Genomic DNA, 21,180 nt, shown 5'->3' with positions numbered 1-21,180 from the left:
CCTCATCCCGTGAAGTACGCGTCGGAGAAGACCGGCTCGCCCTGGCTCTTCTCGAGCCACACGTTCTTGAGGTTCTGGGCGACGGCGTAGGTGGAGTTCTGGGTGTACAGGCCGATGCCGGCCGCGTCGTCCTGGATGATCTGCTGCGCCTTGCCGTAGAGGTCGTTCGCCTTCGTCGGGTCGGCCTCGGAGTTGGCCTGCTGGATCACCGTGGACAATGTCTCGTTGTTGTAGAAGGACCGGTTGCTGCCGTTCGGGTTGCCCTCCACCGACGGGCGCCAGACGATCCACAGGATCGACGGGGCCGGGCTGGTCCAGTAGGACGGGGTCGCGTCGAACGTGCTCGGGTCGGAGTACTTGCCGCCCCACAGCTCGGCCTGGGTCGCGGGGATCAGCTTGACGTCGAAGCCGATCTGCTTCCACTGCTCCTGCAGCACCTGCAGGACGGTCGCGCCCTCCTGGGTGAAGATGAACCCGGAGCCGTAGACCAGCTTGATGGTGAGCGGCGTGCCGTTCTTGGTCCGGACTTTGTCGCCGTTGCGAGAAGTCCAGCCGGCCTCGTCGAGGAGCTGGTTGGCCTTGGCCGGGTCGTAGGCGTACGCCTTGGCGGCCTCGGCGTTGTAGCCCGGGGTGGCCTGGCTGACCGCGGGGTTGCCCTCGTAGGGGATCACGCCGTGGAAACCGGCCTCGACGGCCGACTTGCGGTCCGCGCCGTAGGCGAACGCCTTGCGCACCGCCGCGTCGGTGAACGGGCCGGTCTTGGTGTTGATGTAGAACGAGACCGGCTTGCCGGGCGTGATGTAGCGGATCGTCTGGTAACGCGACTGCGCGTCCTTCCAGTTGACCGTCGGCACCTCGTAGACGACGTGCGACTCGCCGGTGCTCAGCGACGCGTACCGGGACACGCCGTCGGCGACGAACTTCCAGCGGACCTCGTCGACGATCGCCGGGCCCTCGTGCTTCGCGGTGGCCGGCCACGACGTGTAGCCGGGGTTCTTGGCGAGGACGACCTCCTCGCCGTGCTTCCACTCCTTGACGGTGAACCCGCCGGAGCCGATCGGCTTCTCGCAGTTCTCCTTCTCGGTGCGGGCCTTGAACGCCGTCGGCGACTGGATGCCGAAGTACCCCTGGGTGATGAGCGTGAGGAACGGCGGGAACGGCTTGTTCAGCTCGATCTCGACGGTGCTGGCGTCCACGGCCTTGGCGGCCTTGTAGTACGGGTCGATGGAGACCTTCGCGGTGCTGTTGCCGCCCTTGTTCTCCCAGAGGTCGAAGTTCCAGGCGATCGCCTCGGCGTCCACCGGCGTGCCGTCGGTGAACTTCACGCCGTCCTTGAGGGTGAAGGTGTACTTGGTGCCGTCCGGCGACACCGCCCACTTCGTCGCCAGCCACGGCTTGATGGTGCCATCCTCGGCGAGGGTGACGAGGCCGTCGAGGACCTGCCGGGAGATGTACGCCTGCTGGATCCAGCCGCCGAAGATGCACGGCGGTTCCTGGACGTGGCCGTAGACGATGCTGCCGCCGGTCTTCGGGGTCCCGCCACCGGCCGCGGCGTCGCTGCCGCAGGCGCTCAGTGCACCGGTCGCGAGGACGGCAACCGCGAGGGCGGCCGCTGTGGCGCGGCTGGGTCTGGTCATCAGTGTGTGTCCTTCGAATCGTCGGGGTCGGCGATGCCGCTCACCGGGAGATGGGCGCCGCCTCGGTACCTGGTGCCGAAATGCCGGTCGGGCAGCCGGTCGCCGTCGCCGAAGATGCGGTCGCGGAGGGTTTCGCGTTCGTCGTACGCGCGGCGCAGCCGGCCGCGGTCGCGCAGGACGGGCACCACGAGCTCGATGAAGTCGCGGGCGGTGTCGTGGGAGTGGTACTGCAGCAGGTTGATGCCGTCGATGCCGACCTCGTCGAGCCAGCGTTCGATCTCGTCGGCGACCTGCTCGGGGTCGCCGACGGCGAGCAGCGGCTGCCGGCCCAGGTCGCCGAAGCCTTCCAGGACCTCGCCGACGGTCTGCTCCGGGTCGATGACCCGGAAGCGGCCGGCCCGGCCGTCCTTGTCGCCGGCGCCGATCGCGTCCTTGACCTTGGTCTCCGGCGGCCACGCCGTCGGGTCCCACGGCAGGCTCGCGTGGGCGAGGTAGCCGTCGGCGCTGGCGAGTTCCTGGTAGCGGGCGAACTTCTCCTTCGCCTCGGCCTCGGTGGGTGCCACGACGACCCCGGCGATGGTGATGAACCGCACGTCGTCGGCGCGCCGGCCGGCGGCGACGGCCGCGTCCCGGATGCCGGCGATCGTCTTCTGCAGCGCCTGCACGGTCGGGCCGCCGGTGAAGACGACCTCGGCGTGCTTGCCGGCGAACTTCGTGCCGGCCGCGCTGGCGGTCGCCGTGAACAGCACCGGGGTGCGCTGCCGGCTCGGCGAGGGCAGGTGCGGCCCTTCGACCTTGAAGTACTCGCCGTCGTGGTGGATCGGGCGGATCTTCGCCGGGTCGGCGTACTGGTTGCCGTCGCGGTCGGCGACGATCGCGTCGTCGTCCCACGAGCCTTCCCACAGCTTGTAGAGCACGTCGAGGTACTCGTCGGCCCGCTCGAACCGGTTGTCGTGCTCGACCTCACCGTCGTGGCCGAAGTTGCGGGCCGCGTTGGGCAGGTAGGAGGTGACGATGTTCCAGCCGACCCGCCCCTTGGTGAGGTGGTCCAGGGTGCTGAGCCGGCGGGCCCAGGCGAACGGCGGCTCGTAGGTGGTGGAGAACGTGATGCCGAACCCGAGGTGCTTCGTCACCGCCGCCATGGCCGGCACCACCGAGGCCGGGTCGTTGTTGGGGATCTGCAGGCCCTGCCGGATGGCGGTGGCCGCGGAGCCGCGGAACGTGTCGTAGGTGCCGACGACGTCGGCCAGGAACACCGCGTCGAAGCCGCCCTCCTCCAGCAGCTGCGCGAGCTCGGTCCAGTAGTCGATGTCGTTGAACCGCTCACGGTTGTTGTCCGGCAGCCGCCACAGCCCGTGGGTGATGTGGCTGACGCAGTTCATCTCGAACAGGTTGAGGATGAGGCGCTTCATGCTCGTGCCCCTGCGGTCGGGGTGAAGGCGCCCCGGTAGCCGGCCGCCGGGTGCGTCGCGGGGAGGCGGTCGCCGCGGCCGAACAGCTTCTGGCGCAGCGTGCCCTCGGCGTACTCGCGCTGGGCCAGGCCACGCTCACGCAGCACGGGGATGACGTGGTCGACGAACTCCTCGTAGCTACCGGGGATCTCGGCGTTGACCACGTTGATCCCGTCGACCCCGGCGGCCCGCCAGCGTTCGAGCTGGTCGGCGATCTGCTCGGGGGTGCCGGTGACCCGGCCGTTGTGCGACGTGTAATGCGCGACGTCGCGCAGCGTCGGCTCGCGGTCCGTCACCAGGTCGTTGATCCAGCCGAGGATCGACTGGACGCCCTCGGTCTGCAGCTGCCCGACGGGCCGGTCCAGGTCCTCGTGGCCGAAGTCGATGCCGATCGCGCCGGACATGTGCGACAGCTGCGCGTCGTAGTCGATCCACTCGTCGAGCTCGTCGCTGCGGCGCTTCGCCTCCTCCTCGGTCGAGCCGACGACGAAATGCAGGCCCTGGAAGAACTTCAGGTCGTGCGGCGAGCGCCCGTGCTGGACGGCGCGGGCCCGGATGTCGGCGGTGTCGCGGGCCGCGGCGTCGAGGGTCGGCGCCACGATGAAGATGGCCTCGGCGTTCTTCGCCGCGAAGGTGCGGCCCGCCTCCGACGCGCCGGCCTGGAACAGCAGCGGCGTGCGCTGCGGCGACGGGCTGACCAGGTGCGGCCCTTCGACCTGGTACCGCGGGCCCTCGTGGTTGATCCGGTGGATCTTGTCGTAGTCGGCGTGGACGCCGCTGACCCGATCCTGCCGCAGCGCGTCGTCCTCCCACGAGCCTTCCCACAGCTTGTAGGCGACGTCGACGTACTCATCGGCCCAGGCGTAGCGCTCGTCGTGCTTCGTCAGCCCTTCCAGGCCGAAGTTGCGCGAGGCGTTGGGCAGGTAGTTCGTGACGATGTTCCACGCGACCCGGCCCTTGCTGGCGTGGTCGAGCGTGGAGATCCGCCGGGCGAAGTTGAACGGGTGCTCCTGCAGGATCGACGCGGTGAACGCGATGCCGAGGTGCTCGGTGGCGTAGGCGATCGCGCTGGCGAGCACCGACGGGTCGTTGCTGGGCACCTGCAGCCCCGCCTCGACGTACTTGCGCTCGTCGCCGCGGTACGGCGCGTACAGCCCGACGACGTCGGCGAAGAAGATCGCGTCGAACGTGCCGCGCTCGAGGGTCTTCGCGAGGTCGACCCACAGGTCGAGGCTGTTGAAGTCGGCCTGACGCGCGCCCGGGCGGCGCCAGGTGCCCTGAATGATGTGGCCGGTGGTGTTCATCACGAAGGCAGCGAAATGCAGGGGTCGTTCGGGCATGCGTCTTCTCCAGGGCAGCAGGCAGCGGTCCGGCGCGTTTCGGTTGGGACACTCGGCACTCGGCCGGCTTCAGGTCACCGGCACAGACAGCTGGTGGTGCGCAGGGGTCCACCGCGAGCCGCTTCGCTCATCCGGGGCACCTCCCTGCGCGTCGTGCCAAGACCCTCGACCGGGCCTTGGCTATCTCGGTAAATACTATAGGCTTAGTAGGGTATCGAAGCGCAAGACCCCGCATGGAAGGCGTTGTCGATCCCCCGGACGCCGTCCCCGATCACCCCGGAGTGCGCCATGCGTATCGAACAACTCAGGTACCTGGCGGCGGTGACCCGGCACGGCTCGCTGCGGCGGGCCAGCGAACAACTGCACGTGTCCCAGCCGGCCCTCAGCGAGGCCATCCGCAAGCTCGAACAGGAGCTCGGCGTGACGCTGCTCGACCGGCACCGCTCCGGCGCCCGGATCAGCCCCGCCGGGCAGCAGTTGCTCCAGCCGATCGTCGACGTCCTCGAGTCGGTCGACCGGCTCATGGCCGCCGCCGGCAACCAGGCGACCACCCGGCGGCTGCTGCGCATCGGCACCGTCAACGCCGGCACCGCCTCGCTCGTGCTGCCCGCTGTGCGGGCCTTCCAGACGGCGAACTGCGGCGCGGTGGTCGAGGTCCGCAACCTGCAGCAGGACGAGATCCACTTGTCCCTCGCCGAGGGCACCCTCGACCTCGGCCTGGTCAACCTGCTCGACGGCGACGACGTGCCACCCGACCTGGAGGCGACCCCGCTGCTCGTCGGCAGCCCTGCCGCAGTCCTGCCGGCCGGCCACCCGCTCACCGCCGGCACGTCGGTCACCGTCGACGAGCTGCGCGCGGAGCGCTTCGTCGCGATGCGTTCCGGCTACCTCATGTACCGCTTCGCGCACCGTCTCTTCGGCGCCGACCTGCCCACCCGGTGGCACTCCACCGACGGCGCCGAGATGGGCAAGATGATGGTCGCCGAGGGCATCGGCCTCACCGTGCTGCCCGACTACAGCGTCCTCGGCGACCCCCTCGAACGGACCGGCCTGATCGTGACCCGACCCCTGCGGGGCGACACGACCGTCATCACGATGGCCGCGCTGCACCGCCGGCAGGCCCGCGTCCCCCCGGCCATCGTCGAGGTCCTCGGCCACCTGCGCGACCGCGCCAGGCACGCGCTTCCCGGCCGCGCGGCCTGACGCACGTCACCCTTTTTACGGCAAATATCCCTATACAGAAGTTTCTGCCGTTTAGGGTGAGTCAGCCTGCTTGACATACGGGGGATGAGCAGCCTTGGCACACACATTGACAACTCGCGGGGAGCGGCGCGCAACCCAGCGACTGGTCACCACCACCGTGACGGCCGCACTCGCGATTCCGCTGTACCTGTTCGGTCCGGGACCGACCACCGCGGTGGCGTCGACCACGTGCACGCCGGTCAGCTACACCAACTGCGTCCGCTACGGCTACACCGGCGCCGACCAGACGTTCACCGTCCCGGCCGGCGTCACCGGCCTCGACCTGAAGGTCTGGGGCGCCGGCGGGGCGAACGGGCTGGAGGCCAAGGGCGGCGGTGGCGGCTTCACCACCGGGACGCTCGCCGTCACGCCCGGGCAGACGCTCTCGATCACGGTCGGCCAGGCCGGCCAGGAGAACTCGACCGTCGCGACCTACGGCGCGGGCGGCCCCGGCGGCACCCCGGGCGGGAGCCTGACCGAAGACGTCCGCGCCGGCGGCAGCGGCGGCGGCATGTCGGCGGTCTGGTCGACCTCCTACGGCGTGGGCCCGCTGCTCATCGCCGGCGGTGGCGGCGCCGGCGCGATCGACACGGACCGTGACGGAGGCGGCGGTGGCGGCAACACCGGCGCCGCCGGCGTGAACGTCGCCTCCGGTGGCGGCGCGTCGCAGGTCGTGGCCGGCGCCCCGGGCAACAACACGTGCGGCGAGGCCAACTGGGGCGGGATGTTCTCCGGCGGCGCCGGCGGCAGCGGCTACAAGGGCGGTGGCGGCGGTGGCGGCGGCTACTTCGGCGGTGGCGGCGGCGACTGCAAGCCGAGTTCTATCAGCGGGTTGCTCACGGGCGCCGGCGGCGGCGGGTCCGGGTACAAGACCGGCGCCGGCATCTCGGGAGCGTCGTCCGTCGCGGCGACCGACGAGAACTCCGCCGGGGCCGGCGACCCGCTCCACACGTCCGGCATCGGCGACGCCGAGGGCAACGGCATGGTCGTCATCCAGTGGTTCGCCCCGCCGCCGGCGCCCCCGCTGACCTCGTCCGGGGCCTACGGTCTCCCGCAGACCGCGACCGCGGCCATTCCGGTCGACGGCACGGTGACCCTGCTGGACGGCAGCAGCCTGCCCGCGACCACCGTGACGCTGGTGCCCTCCCAGGGCACGTACACCATCGACGTGGCCACCGGCGTCATCACGTTCACGCCGGCGGGCGGCTTCACCGGCACGGCGACGCCGGTCACGTACAAGGTGGCGGTCAGCGATCTGTCGGCCACCTCGACCTACACACCGACCGTCGCGCCACAGCCGGGACCGACGGCCACGCCGCTGACGAGCACCGGCGTGGGCACCACGCCCCAGACGGCGACCGTGGTGATCCCCGGCAGCTGCCCGGGCTGCTCGGCGATGCTGCTCGGCCCGGGCAACCAGCCGGCCACCACGGTGACCGTGGCCAAGCAGGGCACCTACACGCTCAGCGGCACCGTCATCACGTTCACGCCCGTCAAGGGATTCGCCGGGGTCGGCACGCCGGCCGGGTACCGGATCATGGACAACCAGAGCCGCACCGCCGACTCGACGTACACGCCGACGGTCACCAAACCCGCACCGCCGCACGCGGTGGCGAAGACGAGCACCGGGCTGGGGACGGCCGCGCAGTCGGCCGCCGTCGACGTGCCGGACGGCGCGTCGGTGACCCTGCTCGACAACGGCACCCAGGTGTCCACGGTGACGCGGTCCGGCGAGGGCACGTACGGCTGGAACGAGACCGCCGAGCGGCTCACGTTCCAGCCGGTGGCCGGCTTCGTCGGCGTCGCGGGATCCGTCACCTACCGCCTGACCGACAGTTACGAGCAGCACGACGACGCCACGTACACGGCGACCGTCACGATCCCGCCGCCGCCGGCCGCGCCGGACCGCACCACGTCCGGGGTCGGCGTCACGCCGCAGACGGCGACGCTGCCGGTGCCGGCCAGCGGCAGCATCGCGCTGGTCGACGCGGACGGCAACCCGACCACGTCGCTGTTCTTCGAGGCCAAGGGCACCTACACGCTGACCCTGGTGCCGGCCGCCGCGTCCGCCGCGGCGATCGGTGGCGCGTTCGGCGCCGGCACGGTGCCGAACCCGTCGCAGCAGGCCGGCAGCGCGCTGGTGACGTTCACGCCGGTGCTCGGCTTCCACGGGCAGCTGCCGCCGATCCCGTATCAGGTGACCGACGCCTACGGGCAGACCGCGAAGGCCACCTACACGCCGCTGGTGACGATCCCCGGGCCGCCGGAGACGCCGCCGCAGCACACGACCGCACCTGCGGACGTGACGCAGACGGCGCAGTTCGCCGTGCCCACCGGCGGGTCGATCACGCTGCTCGACGCGCGCCGCCGGCCGGCCACGTTGGTGCGGATCCCGGGGCAGGGCACCTACATCCTGGAACCGGCGCGGGGACGGATCAGCTTCGTCGCGGTGAACGGCTTCACCGGCCAGGCGAAGGTGGTCTGGTATCGGGTCACCGACGCCTACGGCCAGGTCGCGGAGGCGACCTACGCCGCCAACGTGCTGCCGTCGACCCTCGCGGTGACCGGCCTCGGCATCGTCAACATGATCCTGGTGGGTGCCTCGATGATCCCGACCGGGGCGGCGCTGGTCGCCCTGGGCTCCCGGCGGCGCACCACCGCCGCGCCGATCGCGGCCGCCGGCCAGTAGGAGCGAGCGCTGAGCCCCGGCCGCATCCCGCGCCGGGGCTCAGCGCCACGGTTCGGCGCCGCGACGGGGTCCGAAGCGGTCACCGTGCGCCGACGCGAGCGCTACGCTCGGCATCGAGATGAGCATTCCGCCGAGAAATCGCGCATCCGACATGCGCGATTGCAAAACCGTGCTGAGCTGCTGATACTCCGGCATCACGGCCGCTGGAGCGCCCTGGCGACGATGTTGCGCGCACCACGGATGGGCGATCGCTGCTAGCGTCGTGGGTGCCTTGCGACAGCGCCAAGGCGCACCGGGCAGGTGGTAGCGAAGGGGTTCATGAGGTGTGTGGGATCGTCGCCGCAGTGCCGGACTACAGCGTCCAACTCGAGGAGGTCACGGCCGGCCAGCTGCTCGACAGCCTGCCTGAGCCCCCGACGGCCGACCCTGCCGGCGCGGCGGACAACGCGGGCCTCGGCGGCCTGCTGGACGTGCTCGTCAAGGGCCTCTCGACCGCGGTGGCGCTGCACACCGAGCCGACCGGGTGCTACCGGCTGACGGTCGACGCCGACCTGCGCGCCCGGGTGCAGACCCGGGTCGACGCGCACACCGCCTGGCTCGACGCGCTCGACCGCAGCCTCGACGACGGCGGGCACGTCCTGGACCCCGAGCAGCTCGAGTCGGTCCAGCGGCTCGCCGGGCAGGCCCGGGACCTGCTGTGGACCATCGCGAACGACCGCGTCCAGGTCGCCGAGCGGGTCAGCCGGCTCGCCCGGGGCGAACTCGCCAACGTCAACGTGGGCCGCGCCTGCCTCGCCATCGACGCGACCCTGGAGGCGGTCGACCGCCTCGAGGTCCGCGGGCGCGACTCCGCCGGGCTGCAGGTCTGGGTGACCCTCGACGCCGCGGACCGGACCGCGGCGGCGGGTCTGCACGCCGGGCGCACCGACCCCAGCTACGGCCACGCCGCGGTGACCTTGCTCGACACGGGCCTGACCCTGGTCTACAAGCGGGCCTCGATCATCGGCCGGCTCGGCGACAACGTCGCGTTCCTGCGCGCCGCTATCGAGGCCGACGACTACCTGCACACGGTGCTGGCCATGCCCAGCGCGCGGGTGACGGTGCTCGCGCACACCCGGTGGGCGAGCGTCGGGCGCATCAGCGAGGCCAACGCGCACCCGGTCGACAGCACCACCCGCACGGCCGGCGGCACCGGCTACGCGACCGCCGTGCTCAACGGCGACATCGACAACCACCTCGACCTGCGGGAGACCCTGGACCTGCCGGTCGACGAGGCCGGCATCACCACCGATGCCAAGGTCATCCCGGTCATGCTGCGCCGCGAGCTGGACGCGGGCACCGACCCGGTGCGGGCGTTCGCCGCCTCGATCCGGCGGTTCCACGGCTCGTTCGCCATCGCCGCGCAGACCGACGCCGACCCCGACCGGCTGCTGCTCGGGGTGCGGGGCAGCGGCCAGGGGCTCTATGTCGGCTTCGCGCCGGCCTGTTTCCTGGTCGCCAGCGAGGTGTACGGGCTGGTCGGCTGGACGGACCGCTACCTGCGCCTGGACGGCTCGGTCGTGGACGGCGACGGCGAGCACGGCACGGTCGTGGCGCTCAGCCGCACCGGCGCCGGCACCCTCGCCGCCGTGGAGCGGTACACGGTGCTCGGCCGGCCGGTGCCGGTCACCGAGGAGCACGTGAAGACCGCCGAGATCACCACGCGTGACGTCGCCCGCGGGTCGTTCGAGCACTACCTGGTCAAGGAGATCACCGAGGCGCCGTCGTCGTTCCGGCGGAGCCTCCGCGGCCGGATCGTGGCCAGCGGCGAGCACCTGACCACCGTCCTCGGCGAGGCGTCGCTGCCGCGCACGCTGCGCGACCGGTTCGCGGCCGGCGAGATCACCGAGCTGCTCTTCATCGGCCAGGGCACCGCGGCCGTCGCCTGCCGCGGCATCGCCAACGTGGTGCGGCCGCTGCTGCAGCCGGCGATCACGGTCGAGGCGATGCCCGCGACCGAGCTCTCGGCGTGGGGGCTGCGCCCCGACATGTCGTCGGTGTGCATCGTCGCGGTCAGCCAGTCCGGCTCCACCACCGACACCAACCGCGCCGTCGACATGGTCCGGGCGCGGGGCGCGGCGGTGCTGGGCATCGTCAACCGGCGCGACAGCGATCTGGCGCACAAGAGCGACGGCGTGCTGTACACCTCAGACGGCCGCGACGTCGAGATGGCGGTCGCCTCCACGAAGGCGTTCTACTCGCAGGTCGCCACCGGCTCGGTGCTGGGCCTGCACCTGGCCCGGGTGTGCGGCCGCCTCGCGGGCGAGCTGGAGAACACGCTGCTGCACGCGCTGCTGGAGATGCCCAACCAGCTCGCCGAGCTGCGCGCCCAGGAGCCGGTCATCGCGAAGATCAGCGAGGTCGCGCTGCGCTACCCGCACTGGGCGGTCGTCGGGTCGGGACCCAACCGGGTCGCCGCCGAGGAGGCCCGGATCAAGCTGTCCGAGCTGTGCTACAAGACCATCTCGACCGACGCGGTGGAGGACAAGAAGCACGTCGACCTGTCCGCCGAGGCGTTCATCCTGATCTGCGCGGCCGGGACGCCGCCGGGCCAGGTGCGCGACCTGGCCAAGGAGGTCGACATCTTCGCCGCGCACCGCAACGCGCCGGTGATCATCGTCGACGAGGGCATGGACGTGCCGTGGGCCACCGAGTGGGTCGTGCGGGTGCCACCCGCGCACCCGGTGTTCGCCTGGATCCTCAGCACCGCGGCCGGCCACCTCTTCTCGTATCACACGGCGCGGGCGATCGACGCGAAGGCCGATCCGTTGCGCGGCGCGCTCGCGGCCCTGGAGCTGTCCGTCGACAGTGGACAGGTCGGCCTGCAGGACATCGAGCGGGCCACCACGGACCTGCACCCGTTCCTCGCCGACGCCGCCGACGGCACGATGCGCGGGGTGCTGTCCAGCGACACCGCGCTGCGGCTGTCCGACGCGGCGCTGCTGCTGCGGCACGGCGGTTCGATGCTCACCGCGCCACGGGTCGACGGCGACCCGGTCGACTTCACCCGGGCCCGGCTCACCGCCGCCGTCGACGAGCTGACCCGTTCGATCGACTCGGTCAAGCACCAGGCCAAGACGGTGACCGTCGGCACCTCCCGCGGCGACTCGGACCTGGTCGACAACCCGCTGACCCGGGCGATCGCCGACGTCGGCGCCGACCCGTCGACGATGAGCTACTCGGTGCTGGTCGCGCTGCGGGCGTTCGCCCGGGTGGTCGACCACGTCGACGGCGCCACCCGGTATCAGCTGGGCTGGTCGCCGCAGCGCACCACCATCCGCGTCGTGCGCCGGTCCGGGGTGTCCGAGGGCCTGCCCAGCCGGGCCGGCGACGGGGCCGACCTGAGCGGCTCGAAGTGGCTGGCGGTGCAGTCCCGGATGGTGCGCCTGGTCCGCGGCGCCCGCGACGGCCGCCTGGTCCTGCTGATTCCCGAGCTGACCGGCGCCCGCATCAACGCCCTGACGCTGCTGCACGTCGGGCTGCACGACACCGCGGAGGCGGCGCACCTGAGCGAGATCCTCGACGCCACCGGCACCCGCCTCGACGAGATCCGGGCCACGGTGACCGAGCTGGACAGCCGCTTCGACGTCGAGTCCCTGGCCAAGCTGCCGGTCGAGACGGTCCTGCTCGCCCCGGTCGACGAGGTGGCCCGCTCCCTCACCGGCTCGGTGTAACGCGCCGGACGCACGCGGCAACCCGGTGGATCGAACGGTGATCCACCGGGTTGTGCACGTCAACGGCGCACGCGTCACCAGTAGGCGATGGTGGACCGGTCGTCGTAGAACTGCTTGTTGCGGGTGACGAACTCCCGCACGGTCATCGGCTCGCTCCCGCCGATCGAGCGCACCACGTCGTTGGTGCCGGCGAAGACCCCGTTGCGATAGTCGATCGCGACGGCGCGCAGGTGCTGGATGATGTGCTCGCCGAATCCCTTGTCGCGCAGTTGTTCGCTGAACGTGTCGAGGCTGACCGGGACGTAGCGGACCTCCCGGCCGAGCGCCGCGGACATCTCCGCCGCGATCTGCTGGTGGTTCAGCTCCTCCGCGCCGAACAGCCGGTACACCTGGCCGGCGTGCCGCGCCGGGTCCCGCAGGATCGCCGTGATCACGCGGGCCTGGTCCTCGGCGGCGATCGGGGCGTGCCGCCCGTCGCCGAATGGCAGCTGCAGCGTCCCGTCGGGCTGGTAGAACGAGATCAGCCATTCGGCGAAGAACGTCGGACGCAGGTGCGTGACTGCGACCGGCGACCAGTCCAGCACCCGCTCCGCCAGCCAGTGCTGCCGCGCCGCGTTGCTGACCGCGTCCCGCCGCGCGGAGATCTGCGACATGTTCACGATCGCACCCACCCCGGACTCGGCCGCCGCCTCGGCGAAGATCGCGGTGGCCTCCAGCAGTCCCGGAATGATCGGGTAGGCGAAGTACGCGGCGGTGACGTCGCGGGTCGCGGCGCTCACCGCGGCCAGGTCCAGCATGTTCGCCACCACGACCTCCGCGCCCGCCGCGGCCAGCTCGTCCGATCTCGCGTCGGCCCGGTGCACCAGGGCCCGCACCGGCGCGTCGCGCTCCAGCAGCTGACGGACGGCGTACCTGCCGGTCTTGCCGGCCGCGCCGGTGACGAGGAACGGCTTTGCCATGGCCGGTCTCTGACCGCGACGGGTGCCCGCAAACATCCCCGGCGGGTGAGCGGCCCCGCGGGCGGCATCGTCGCGCCGGCCGGGCGGCTCAGCTGCGGCCGTGCCGCCGGGCGCGCCACCGGGCGAGCACCCCGTCCCGCGGGCCGATCAGCAGGGAGGCGGCGAAGACCGCGGCGGCGGTGAGGCTGATCGCGCCGCCGGCGGCGACGTCCCAGCTGCGGGACAGCAGCAGACCGGCGACGGCGCTGGTGGCCGCGACAGCGACGGCGACGGCGGTCATCGCACCGATCCGGTCGGTCCACAGCCGGGCCGCGCCGGCCGGGGCGACGACGAGGGCCAGGGTGAGGATGGTGCCGACGGCCGGCACCGCGGCCGCGACGACCACCGAGATCAGCAGCAGGACGCCGAAGTCGATCGCCGCCGTGGGGTAGCCCGCAGCCCGGGCGCCGTCGCGGTCGAACGCCGTGTAGGTCAACGCCTTGCCGCCGGCGACCAGCGCGACGGCCACCAGGGCGGTGACGGCCGCGGCGACGCCCAGGTCCTGCCGGGTGACGGTGAGGATCGAGCCGGTGAGGTACGCGGTGAGGTCCCTGGTGAAGCCCTCCTGCGCCGACAGCAGCGCGACGCCGAGGGCGAACCCGGCGGCGAGCGCCACGGCGGTCGCGGTGCTCGGGTCGTGGCCGCGGCGGCGGGACAGGGCGACGACGGCGAGGGCGGCGATCGCCCCTGCCGCGGCGCCGCCGAGATACAGGTTCACGCCGACGACCGCCGCCACGACGACGCCGGGGAACGTGGCGTGGGTCATGGCCATGGTGAAGAACGACAGGCGCCGCAGCACGACCTGGACGCCGAGCAGGCCGGCGGCGGTACCGACGAGCACGGCCTCGACAAGCGCACGGTTGAAGGCCACGTCAAGCGACAGCATCGGACCGCCTCCGCAGCAGCAGCCTCGCCAGCCTTGCCAGCGTTCGTCGGGCCGGTGGGGCCAGCAGCGCCAGCAGGTACAGCGCGACGAGGGTCAGCACGACGGTGGCGCCGCCGGCCAGCCGCAGCCCGTGGGTGACGGACGCCCGGTAGCTGACGGCGAGGCCGACGTAGCCGGCGACCGCCGCGGCGAGGACCCCGACGGCGCAGATCACGGCGAGGCGGTCCGACACCAGCCGGCCGGTCGCCGCGGGCACGACCAGCAGCGCGATGACGAGCACGGTGCCGACGGACTGCGCGGCCGCGACCACGACGAGGGCGACGCACAGGTTGAGCAGCAGATCGAGCAGCCAGACGCGGTAGCCCATCGCGGCCGCGGTCTGCGGGTCGAACGCGCGCAGCCGCAGCTCCTTGGCCAGCAGCCCGAGGACGGCGAGCACGAGCACCGCGACCGCGGCGGTCTGCGCCAGCTGTGCGGGCGTGACGGCCAGCAGCCGGCCGAACAGGAAGGCGGTGAGGTCCGCCCGGTACGACGTCCGCCGGGACACCAGCACGACACCGACGGCGAACATGGCGGCGAGCAGGACCGCCATGGCGGTGTCGTCGGTGACCCGCCGGGACCGGGTGAGCAGAGTCAGCAGGACCGCGGTCACCGCCGCCGCGACGAGCGCACCGGGGAACACTCCCCCGGTGCCGCCGGCGACGTAGCCGATGACCACGCCGGGGAAGACGGTGTGGGTCATCGTGTCCGCGACGAACCCGAGCCGGCGGATCAGCACGAACGTGCTGACGGCACCGGCGAGCACCGCCAGGAGCAGCAGTTCGGCGAGGGCGCGGCCCATGAACGGCGCGGTGAACGGGTCGATCAGGACTTCCCGCACGGCGTCTCCTTTTTCTGATACCGGGCGGTGCTCACGGTCGGGTGACGATGACGCGGTCGCCGCGCAGCTCGAGGGCCTGGCTGCCGTACGTGGCGCGCAGCAGTGCGGGGGTGAGGATCTGGTCGACCGGGCCGAAGCCGTACATGTGCCGGTTGAGCAGGCAGGCGGTGTCGCAGGCCAGGTGCGCCAGGGTCAGGTCGTGGGTGCTGATGAGCACGGCCGCACCCTGCCGCTTGAGGGCGCCGATCGCGTCCAGCAGCGCGTCCTGGCTGACCACGTCGACGCCGTTGAACGGCTCGTCCAGCAGGAGCAGCCGCGGCTGCTGGGCGATCGCGCGGGCGAGCAGCACCCGCTGGCGCTGCCCGCCGGACAGGGTGCCGAACCGGGCGCGGGCCCGGCCGGCGAGACCGACCCGGTCGAGGGCCTCCGCGGCGATGTGCCGGTCGGCGCGGCCGGGGCGGCGCAGCCAGCCGGTCCTGCGGTAGCGGCCCATGAGCACGACCTGCGCCACGGAGATCGGGAACTGCGGGTCCAGGGTGTCGGCCTGCGGGACGTAGGCGACGTCGCGGCGGGCGTCGGCGGGCCGGCGGCCGAGCACGGTGATCGCGCCGGACACGACCGGCACCAGGCCGAGGGCCGCCTTGATCAGGGTGGACTTGCCGGCGCCGTTGGGGCCGACGAGCGCCACGGTCTCGCCGGCGGCCACCTGCCCGTCGATGTCCTGCAGGACCGGGTCGCCGTCATATGCGACGGCGGCCCGCTCGATGCGCAGCGCGACGTCAGCCACCGAGGGCCTTCACGATCGTGTCGGTGTTGTGTTCCATCATCTTGAGGTACGTGTCGCCGGCGGAGCCCTCCGGCCCGAGTGTGTCGCCATACAGGGCGTCCTCGCCCGCGACGACCTTCACCCCGGCCTGCCGCGCGATCGCCTCGGCCGTCTTCGGCGGCAGCGAGCTCTCGGAGAACACGGCCTTCGCGCCGGTCTGCTTGATCTTCGCGACGATGTCGTCGACGTCCTTCGCGGACAGCTCGGCGGACGTGTCGAAGCTGGGGATGATCGAGCCGACGAACTCCAGCTGGTAGCGGTCGATGTAGTAGCCGAACGCGTCGTGGTTGGTCACCAGCTTGCGGTCGCCGGCGGGCAGCTTGGCGATCTTCGCGGCGATGTCGGCGTCGAGCGCGTCGAGTTTCGCGCTGTAGTCGGCGAGGTTCCGCTCGAAGGTGGCGGCGTCCTTGGCGGCGGCCGCCGCGAACGCCTTCTCGATGTTCTGCGCCATGAGCTTCGCGTTGCGCGGGTCGTGCCAGATGTGCGGGTCGCCGGTCTTCTCCTCGTCGCCCTCGCCCTGGCGGACCTGCACGCCGGTGCTGGCGTCGACGAGCGTGCCCTTGAACCCGGCGGACGCGACGGTCCCGTCGAGCCACGCCTCCACGCCGACGCCGCTCTTGACGAGCACGGTGGCGGCGCCGATCGCGGTGAGGTCCGCCGGGGTCGGCTCGTAGTCGTGCGGGTCGATGTTGGGCTTGAGGATCTGCGTGACGGTGACCCGGTCGCCGCCGATGTTGCGGGCGAAGTCGGCGACCTGGGTCGTGGTCGCCACCACGGCGAGCCGGTCGCCGGTCGCCGGTTGCGCGGTGCTCGCCTCGCCGCACGCGGCCAGGCTCAGCAGGGCGGCGGCGACTGCGAGGGTTCGCAGCTTCATGTCGGTTGCTCCTCGATCTCGTTCGGAGCCCCGACTGTACTGGTTTTCATTTTCAATAACGAGACGTCGTATCGCAATGTGCGCATCGGGCGCGGGCCCGCCGGGGGTGCCGGCCGGCCCGCGCCGCGCGGCGGGTCAGCAGTCACGCAGCTCCGGTGACTGGTTGAGCAGCTGTCCGCGGGGTGAGATGAACGCCTGGTAGCGCTCGCCGCCGACGGCGGCCGGGGTGAACGCGGCGACCCGGTGGCAGTTCTGGAACGCCAGCCGCACCCCGAAGTGCCGTTCGAGGCCGCCGCGGATGGCGTCGCTGGCCAGGGCCCGCAGCAGCTGCCCCCGCTCGGCCTCGCCCGGCGGCGGCATCTCGTGGTCGGCGAAGTCCGCGTCGCCGGCGTGCAGGTCGCCGGCGACGCCGCTGATCACGGTCCAGGCATATGGCAGCGAGTCGCGCACGCAGGCGACGAACTCGGCGTCGTCGACGGGGCCGGCCTCGGCCCGTTCCAGCAGTGCGGTGGGTACGTCGAGAGACATGATGCTCCTCCGGTTGGGTTCGGTTCGTGACGCGGCGGCGGTCGCCGCGGGACGCAGGCTTCCTCAGGCGGCGGTCGCCGCCGGGCGCAGGTTTCAGCGGGCGGCGGCGGTCGCCGCAGGACGCAGACTTCAGCGGGCGGCGGCGGTCGCCGCGGGGCGCAGGACGAAGTCGGGGTCGATCTGGGTGGTGAGGTCCGTGCCGGCGCGGGCGTTGCCCCAGGCGGCCGCGTTGCGGGCGTGGAAGTCGGCGGCCTGCGCCGCGTACCGGATCCAGTCCTTCTCGCAGCCGTCCAGCGCCGCGCGCATCGTGCGCAGTGCCGCGACGTTGTCCGCCTCGAGCGCACCGATCGGCAGGTGCCTGCCGCGTTCGGCGGCCTTCACGAACCCGGACCGGCCGAAGCAGCACAGCAGGTCCTCGCCGACCTGCTCGCGCAGGAACGCCACGTCCCCGGCGTCCTCGACCTTGTTGCCGACGACCGCGACCCGCACCCCGTGCTCGCGGGCGTAGCCGGTGTACTGCCGGTAGACCCCGACGCTGCGCACGGTCGGCTCGCAGACCAGGAACGTCAGGTCGAACCTGGTGAACAGGCCGGAGGCGAACGAGTCGGCGCCGGCGGTCATGTCGACCACCACGTATTCGCCGGGACCGTCGACCAGGTGGTTGAGCAGCAGCTCGACCGCGCCGACCTTGGAGTGGTAGCAGGCGACGCCGAGGTCGTCCTCCGCGAACGGCCCGGTGACGGCGAGCCGCACCCCGCCGACCCGGCGCACCAGGCGGTCGTAGACCGGGTTGTCCACGCCCACCTGGAGCAGGCGTGACCCGGCGCCGGGCGGGGTCGTCTTCAGCATCGCCGCCGCGGAGGCGATGCGCGGGTTGTCCCCGCGCAGGTGGTCCTTGATGACGTCGAGGTGATCGCCGAGCGCCGGCAGCGTCGCGGCCGCGTCCGGTTCGGCGCCGAGTGCGACCGCCAGGTGCTGGTTGATGTCCGCGTCGATGGCCAGGAGGTCGGGCGGCGTCCCGTCCGAGGCGAGATGTCGGGCGAAGAGCGCGGCCAGCGTCGTCTTGCCGCTGCCGCCCTTGCCCACGAAAGCAGTCTTCACGCCTTAGTGGTATCGGTTTTCATTTCCACCGTCAACCGAAACGCCCGGATTCACCTCGCTGCCGCAGCCACCGCACCGACGCGAGCCCCAGGGCGGTCATCATGTTCACCAGGTTGCGATCCGCCGACGGCCCGGCCGACGTGGCGCGGTGCAGCAGGAACCCCGCGTGCAGCGCCAGCACCACGTCGAGCTGGAGCGGGTCGAGGTCGCGGGTCAGCGGGTGCCGCTCGGCGAACGGCTGCGGGTCGACACCGCTGAGCGAGGCGCTGGACAGCAGCGTCACGAGGTCGCAGTGCGCCGCGCCGACCCACGCGTGCGGCCAGTCGATGACGAAGACCCGGCGCCCGGCCAGCATCAGGTTGAACGGGTACAGGTCCCCGTGCAGCAGCGTGCGGCCGGCGAGCACCTGCGGTGCGTGTTCCTCCAGTGCCAGCAGCGCGTCGAGGTGGGTGACGGCCCAGGGCGAGAGCGTTGCGAGCCGGTCGACGGCAACGTGCGCCCAGCCGCCGAGCCGCGGTGGGGTGGTCAGGCTGGCGATCGGCGTCGGGGTCATGATCCCGGTCAGCTCGGTGACGGCCGAGAGCACCAGGTCGAACTCGTCGGGCCGCCACGGCTGCGCGGGCAGCCCCCCGTCGATCTCCTCGAAGACGAGGGCCACCCAGGCACCGTCGTCGTGGGTCGCCAGCAGGCGCGGGACCGGGGCCGCTGCCGGCAGCCGCCCGGTGACCGCGATCTCCCTGCGGTGGAACTCCACCACCGTGGCCGCGCTCGCGGCCTTGACGAACACCCGCCCGCCGCCGGCCAGGCGCAGCCGCGCGGCCAGGCCCTCGGAGAAGCCGCCCGGCTGGCTCACCGCCTCGACGACCCGGTCGCCGAGCAGGCGCTCGATGGACGCCCGCACCGCATCCGGAACCTCGGCCCAGGTGATCCGCTGGCGGCTGGTCGCGTCCGGTGGCCGGGTCATGTCAGGTGGCGAACGTCTTGCGGTAGTCCCGCGGTGGGACGCCCCGCCGGCGGACGAACTGCTCCCGCAGCGTGGCCGCGGTGCCGAAGCCGACCTGCCGGGCGACCTCCTCGATCGACACGCCCGCCGTCTCCAGCAGCTCCTCCGCCCGGTGCAGCCGCTGCGACAGCACCCACGCGTGCGGCGTCGAGCCGGTCGCGGCGGAGAACCGGCGGGCGAACGAACGCTGGCTCATCAGCGCCCGGCCAGCCAGCACCTCCACCGTCAGCGGCAGGTCCAGGTGCTCGCGGGCCCAGCCGAGCACCTCGGCCAGCCGCTCGTCGTCGCAGTCGGCCGCCACGGGCGCCGCCACGTATTGCGCCTGCCCGCCGTCGCGGTGCGGTGGCACGACCATGTCCCGGGCGATCCCGTTCGCCACGGCGGCACCGTATTCGCGGCGGATCAGATGCAGGCACATGTCGACGCCGGCAGCCGCGCCGGCGCCGGTGACGATGCGACCCTCGTCCACATACAGCACCTCCGGCAGCAGCTTCACGTCCGGGAAGCGGGCCGCGAAGGCGTCCGCCCAGCGCCAGTGGGTGGTCGCCCGCAGGCCGTCGAGGAGCCCGGACGCGGCGAGCACGTAGGTGCCGGTGCAGTGCGCGGCGATGGTCGCGCCGCGCTCATACGCCGTCCTGATCGCGGCGAGGACCTCCGGCGACGGCTCCAGGTCGAACTGCTCCCACGACGTCACCAGCACCAGGTCGGCCTCGGCGAGCCGGTCGAGGCCGTGCTCGACCAGCAGCGTCAGCCCGCCGTCGGTGGCGACCGGGCCCGGCCGGTCGGTGCAGGCGGCGAAGTCGAACCCCGGCAGGCCACGATGCCGGCGGTCATAGCCGAAGATCTCGCTGACCACGCCGGCACCGAACGCGCCGGTGCCGTCGTGCAGGTATGCGGCGACCTTCCGGAAGGGGTGGTGGCTCATCAACCCATGATGGCAGAAAACCTGCGATCCTATGCAGGTCTGCCACTGTTGATTTCTCCCCGGCCGGACCACGCTGAAAGCATGTTCGTCATCGACTGCCCCGCCCACGGCTCCCGCGTCCTGCTCTCCGAGCGGCGCATCCGCAACCTCCGCAACACCGACGCCGGCGTCCTGCTGGACGTCGAGTGCTACTGCGGCCACATCGAGCAGATCCGCACCGGCCGCCGGCACACCACGGCGCGCACCCCACGGGCCACGGTGCCCGAATGACCCGCCCCGCCGGACGCCGCCGCGGCACGGCACCGCATGCGCCGGCGTCCGCGACGCGAGGCCCGCCCGTGACCTCCGCGCACCACGTGCGGCGGGCGAGCGGATCGTCTAGTCGCTGACGCCGAGGTGGAGCAGCCACACGGTCGCGTCGACGCGGACGACCACGTCGACGTAGGCGGCCTCGTACCAGTCGCGTGACTGGACCGTGAGCTCCCACGCCTCCGCCTCGGCGGGCCACAGCCGCGACAGCAGCGCCACGACCCAGGCGGCGAGCGCGTCGGCGAGCACCCGCGGCGCCGCCTGCGCCGCCCAGGCCTGCGGCTGCCGCGTGGGGACGAAGAACCCGGGCAGCGCCGCACCCACCACCGTGGACCAGTCCGCCACCGGCGCCAGCGCCGCGACCTCGCAGCGCAGCGGCAGCAGGGTGTTGACGGTCGCGGTCACGCCGTCGGCCGCCAGCGGTGCCGCGTCGAGGGTGAACGTGCAGGCGTGGTCGGCTTCTTCGACGACGTCCTCGAGGACCCGCAGCGCGTGGCGGACCATGTCCGGCACCGCGTCGAGCCTCGCGTTGCGCGCCGCCGACAGCGTGGCCCAGTCGAATCCCGTCACGGCGCACACGCTACCGACGGACCGGCCGCATCACGCGCCCCCGGCCGGTCCGCCGCTCAGCTCCCCGTCGGGGTCAGTTGATCCAGCGGAGGTCCGCCGCCCCGGCGAGCATCAGCCCCGCCGGCAGCGCCCACATCAGCCGCCAGTTGAACGCTCGGATCGCTTCCGTCATGCCACTCCCTCTCGTGAATGATCGACAACGATGGAC

The 21,180-nt window shown here is 72.3% G+C and carries 17 protein-coding genes; 4 read left to right on the top strand and 13 right to left on the bottom strand.

Features of this window, described 5'->3' with window-relative positions:
- Positions 1-2: 2 nt before the first annotated feature.
- The 3 genes from AB0K00_RS15700 to AB0K00_RS15690 are packed head-to-tail and all read right to left on the bottom strand — an operon-like array spanning position 3 to position 4,428.
- A complete protein-coding gene (locus tag AB0K00_RS15700; RefSeq protein ID WP_363520962.1) occupies positions 3-1,637 on the bottom strand; it encodes an ABC transporter substrate-binding protein in 1,635 nt (544 codons plus the stop codon).
- On the bottom strand, positions 1,637-3,049 hold the full coding sequence (locus AB0K00_RS15695) for an LLM class flavin-dependent oxidoreductase (protein WP_363520959.1): 1,413 nt from the start codon (positions 3,047-3,049) through the stop codon (positions 1,637-1,639). Before AB0K00_RS15695 ends, AB0K00_RS15700 begins: the two co-directional genes overlap by 1 nt.
- Entirely contained in the window at positions 3,046-4,428 is a 1,383-nt protein-coding gene (locus tag AB0K00_RS15690; protein ID WP_363520956.1) for an LLM class flavin-dependent oxidoreductase, read from the bottom strand. Before AB0K00_RS15690 ends, AB0K00_RS15695 begins: the two co-directional genes overlap by 4 nt.
- Positions 4,429-4,716: 288 nt before the next feature.
- Here AB0K00_RS15690 and AB0K00_RS15685 point away from each other — a divergent pair, with 288 nt between their 5' ends.
- The 3 genes from AB0K00_RS15685 (at position 4,717) to AB0K00_RS15675 (ending at position 12,072) form a co-directional block, all read left to right on the top strand.
- Complete coding sequence (locus tag AB0K00_RS15685) at positions 4,717-5,631, top strand: LysR family transcriptional regulator (protein WP_363520954.1); 915 nt, start codon at positions 4,717-4,719, stop codon at positions 5,629-5,631.
- A gap of 157 nt (positions 5,632-5,788) precedes the next feature.
- Positions 5,789-8,359, top strand: coding sequence for a glycine-rich protein (locus AB0K00_RS15680; RefSeq protein WP_363520952.1), 2,571 nt, complete (start codon positions 5,789-5,791; stop codon positions 8,357-8,359).
- Between the two features lie 344 nt (positions 8,360-8,703).
- A complete protein-coding gene (locus tag AB0K00_RS15675; RefSeq protein ID WP_363520951.1) occupies positions 8,704-12,072 on the top strand; it encodes an SIS domain-containing protein in 3,369 nt (1,122 codons plus the stop codon).
- A 74-nt stretch (positions 12,073-12,146) separates the two neighbouring features.
- Here the strand turns inward: AB0K00_RS15675 and AB0K00_RS15670 are convergent, their stop codons facing one another.
- From AB0K00_RS15670 to AB0K00_RS15630, 9 genes are all read right to left on the bottom strand, one after another.
- Complete coding sequence (locus AB0K00_RS15670) at positions 12,147-13,031, bottom strand: NmrA family NAD(P)-binding protein (protein ID WP_363520948.1); 885 nt, start codon at positions 13,029-13,031, stop codon at positions 12,147-12,149.
- 88 nt (positions 13,032-13,119) lie between these two features.
- Complete coding sequence (locus AB0K00_RS15665) at positions 13,120-13,956, bottom strand: metal ABC transporter permease (RefSeq protein WP_363520946.1); 837 nt, start codon at positions 13,954-13,956, stop codon at positions 13,120-13,122.
- On the bottom strand, positions 13,943-14,836 hold the full coding sequence (locus tag AB0K00_RS15660) for a metal ABC transporter permease (RefSeq protein WP_363520943.1): 894 nt from the start codon (positions 14,834-14,836) through the stop codon (positions 13,943-13,945). The genes AB0K00_RS15665 and AB0K00_RS15660 overlap by 14 nt, the downstream gene beginning before the upstream one ends.
- Positions 14,837-14,867: 31 nt before the next feature.
- Positions 14,868-15,623, bottom strand: a complete 756-nt coding sequence (locus AB0K00_RS15655; protein ID WP_363520941.1) for an ABC transporter ATP-binding protein — start codon at positions 15,621-15,623, stop codon at positions 14,868-14,870.
- Positions 15,616-16,536, bottom strand: coding sequence for a metal ABC transporter substrate-binding protein (locus AB0K00_RS15650; protein WP_363520938.1), 921 nt, complete (start codon positions 16,534-16,536; stop codon positions 15,616-15,618). Before AB0K00_RS15650 ends, AB0K00_RS15655 begins: the two co-directional genes overlap by 8 nt.
- 135 nt (positions 16,537-16,671) lie before the next feature.
- Positions 16,672-17,064, bottom strand: a complete 393-nt coding sequence (locus tag AB0K00_RS15645) for an SCO5389 family protein (protein WP_363520935.1) — start codon at positions 17,062-17,064, stop codon at positions 16,672-16,674.
- Between the two features lie 129 nt (positions 17,065-17,193).
- Positions 17,194-18,165 (bottom strand): ATP-binding protein, encoded by a 972-nt coding sequence (locus AB0K00_RS15640; protein ID WP_363520932.1) that lies wholly within the window; start codon positions 18,163-18,165, stop codon positions 17,194-17,196.
- Positions 18,166-18,196: 31 nt separating this feature from the next.
- Entirely contained in the window at positions 18,197-19,129 is a 933-nt protein-coding gene (locus tag AB0K00_RS15635) for an aminoglycoside phosphotransferase family protein (protein ID WP_363520930.1), read from the bottom strand.
- A 1-nt stretch (position 19,130) separates the two neighbouring features.
- The gene (locus AB0K00_RS15630; protein ID WP_363520927.1) at positions 19,131-20,093 is read right to left on the bottom strand and encodes a helix-turn-helix domain-containing protein; all 963 of its coding nucleotides are present in this window, start codon (positions 20,091-20,093) and stop codon (positions 19,131-19,133) included.
- An 81-nt stretch (positions 20,094-20,174) separates the two neighbouring features.
- Here AB0K00_RS15630 and AB0K00_RS15625 point away from each other — a divergent pair, with 81 nt between their 5' ends.
- Positions 20,175-20,363 (top strand): hypothetical protein, encoded by a 189-nt coding sequence (locus AB0K00_RS15625; RefSeq protein ID WP_363520924.1) that lies wholly within the window; start codon positions 20,175-20,177, stop codon positions 20,361-20,363.
- Positions 20,364-20,471: 108 nt separating this feature from the next.
- Here AB0K00_RS15625 and AB0K00_RS15620 read toward each other — a convergent pair whose 3' ends face one another.
- Positions 20,472-20,972 carry a hypothetical protein gene (locus tag AB0K00_RS15620; protein ID WP_363520921.1) on the bottom strand — a complete coding sequence of 167 codons (501 nt, stop codon included), beginning with the start codon at positions 20,970-20,972 and terminating at the stop codon, positions 20,472-20,474.
- Positions 20,973-21,180 lie beyond the last annotated feature (208 nt).

Origin of the sequence: Dactylosporangium sp. NPDC049525 (assembly GCF_040676755.1) — a bacterium.
Classification (GTDB): Bacteria; Actinomycetota; Actinomycetes; order Mycobacteriales; family Micromonosporaceae; genus Dactylosporangium.
This window is presented reverse-complemented; position numbering and strand designations above follow the sequence as displayed.

What these genes read in the sequence shown, in the direction of transcription:
- AB0K00_RS15700 (WP_363520962.1), bottom strand. Translation starts at nt 1,637, where the DNA reads ATGACCAGACCCAGCCGCGCCACAGCGGCCGCCCTCGCGGTTGCCGTC.
- AB0K00_RS15695 (WP_363520959.1), bottom strand. Translation starts at nt 3,049, where the DNA reads ATGAAGCGCCTCATCCTCAACCTGTTCGAGATGAACTGCGTCAGCCAC.
- AB0K00_RS15690 (WP_363520956.1), bottom strand. Translation starts at nt 4,428, where the DNA reads ATGCCCGAACGACCCCTGCATTTCGCTGCCTTCGTGATGAACACCACC.
- AB0K00_RS15685 (WP_363520954.1), top strand. Translation starts at nt 4,717, where the DNA reads ATGCGTATCGAACAACTCAGGTACCTGGCGGCGGTGACCCGGCACGGC.
- AB0K00_RS15670 (WP_363520948.1), bottom strand. Translation starts at nt 13,031, where the DNA reads ATGGCAAAGCCGTTCCTCGTCACCGGCGCGGCCGGCAAGACCGGCAGG.
- AB0K00_RS15665 (WP_363520946.1), bottom strand. Translation starts at nt 13,956, where the DNA reads ATGCTGTCGCTTGACGTGGCCTTCAACCGTGCGCTTGTCGAGGCCGTG.
- AB0K00_RS15650 (WP_363520938.1), bottom strand. Translation starts at nt 16,536, where the DNA reads ATGAAGCTGCGAACCCTCGCAGTCGCCGCCGCCCTGCTGAGCCTGGCC.
- AB0K00_RS15645 (WP_363520935.1), bottom strand. Translation starts at nt 17,064, where the DNA reads ATGTCTCTCGACGTACCCACCGCACTGCTGGAACGGGCCGAGGCCGGC.
- AB0K00_RS15635 (WP_363520930.1), bottom strand. Translation starts at nt 19,129, where the DNA reads ATGACCCGGCCACCGGACGCGACCAGCCGCCAGCGGATCACCTGGGCC.
- AB0K00_RS15630 (WP_363520927.1), bottom strand. Translation starts at nt 20,093, where the DNA reads ATGAGCCACCACCCCTTCCGGAAGGTCGCCGCATACCTGCACGACGGC.
- AB0K00_RS15625 (WP_363520924.1), top strand. Translation starts at nt 20,175, where the DNA reads ATGTTCGTCATCGACTGCCCCGCCCACGGCTCCCGCGTCCTGCTCTCC.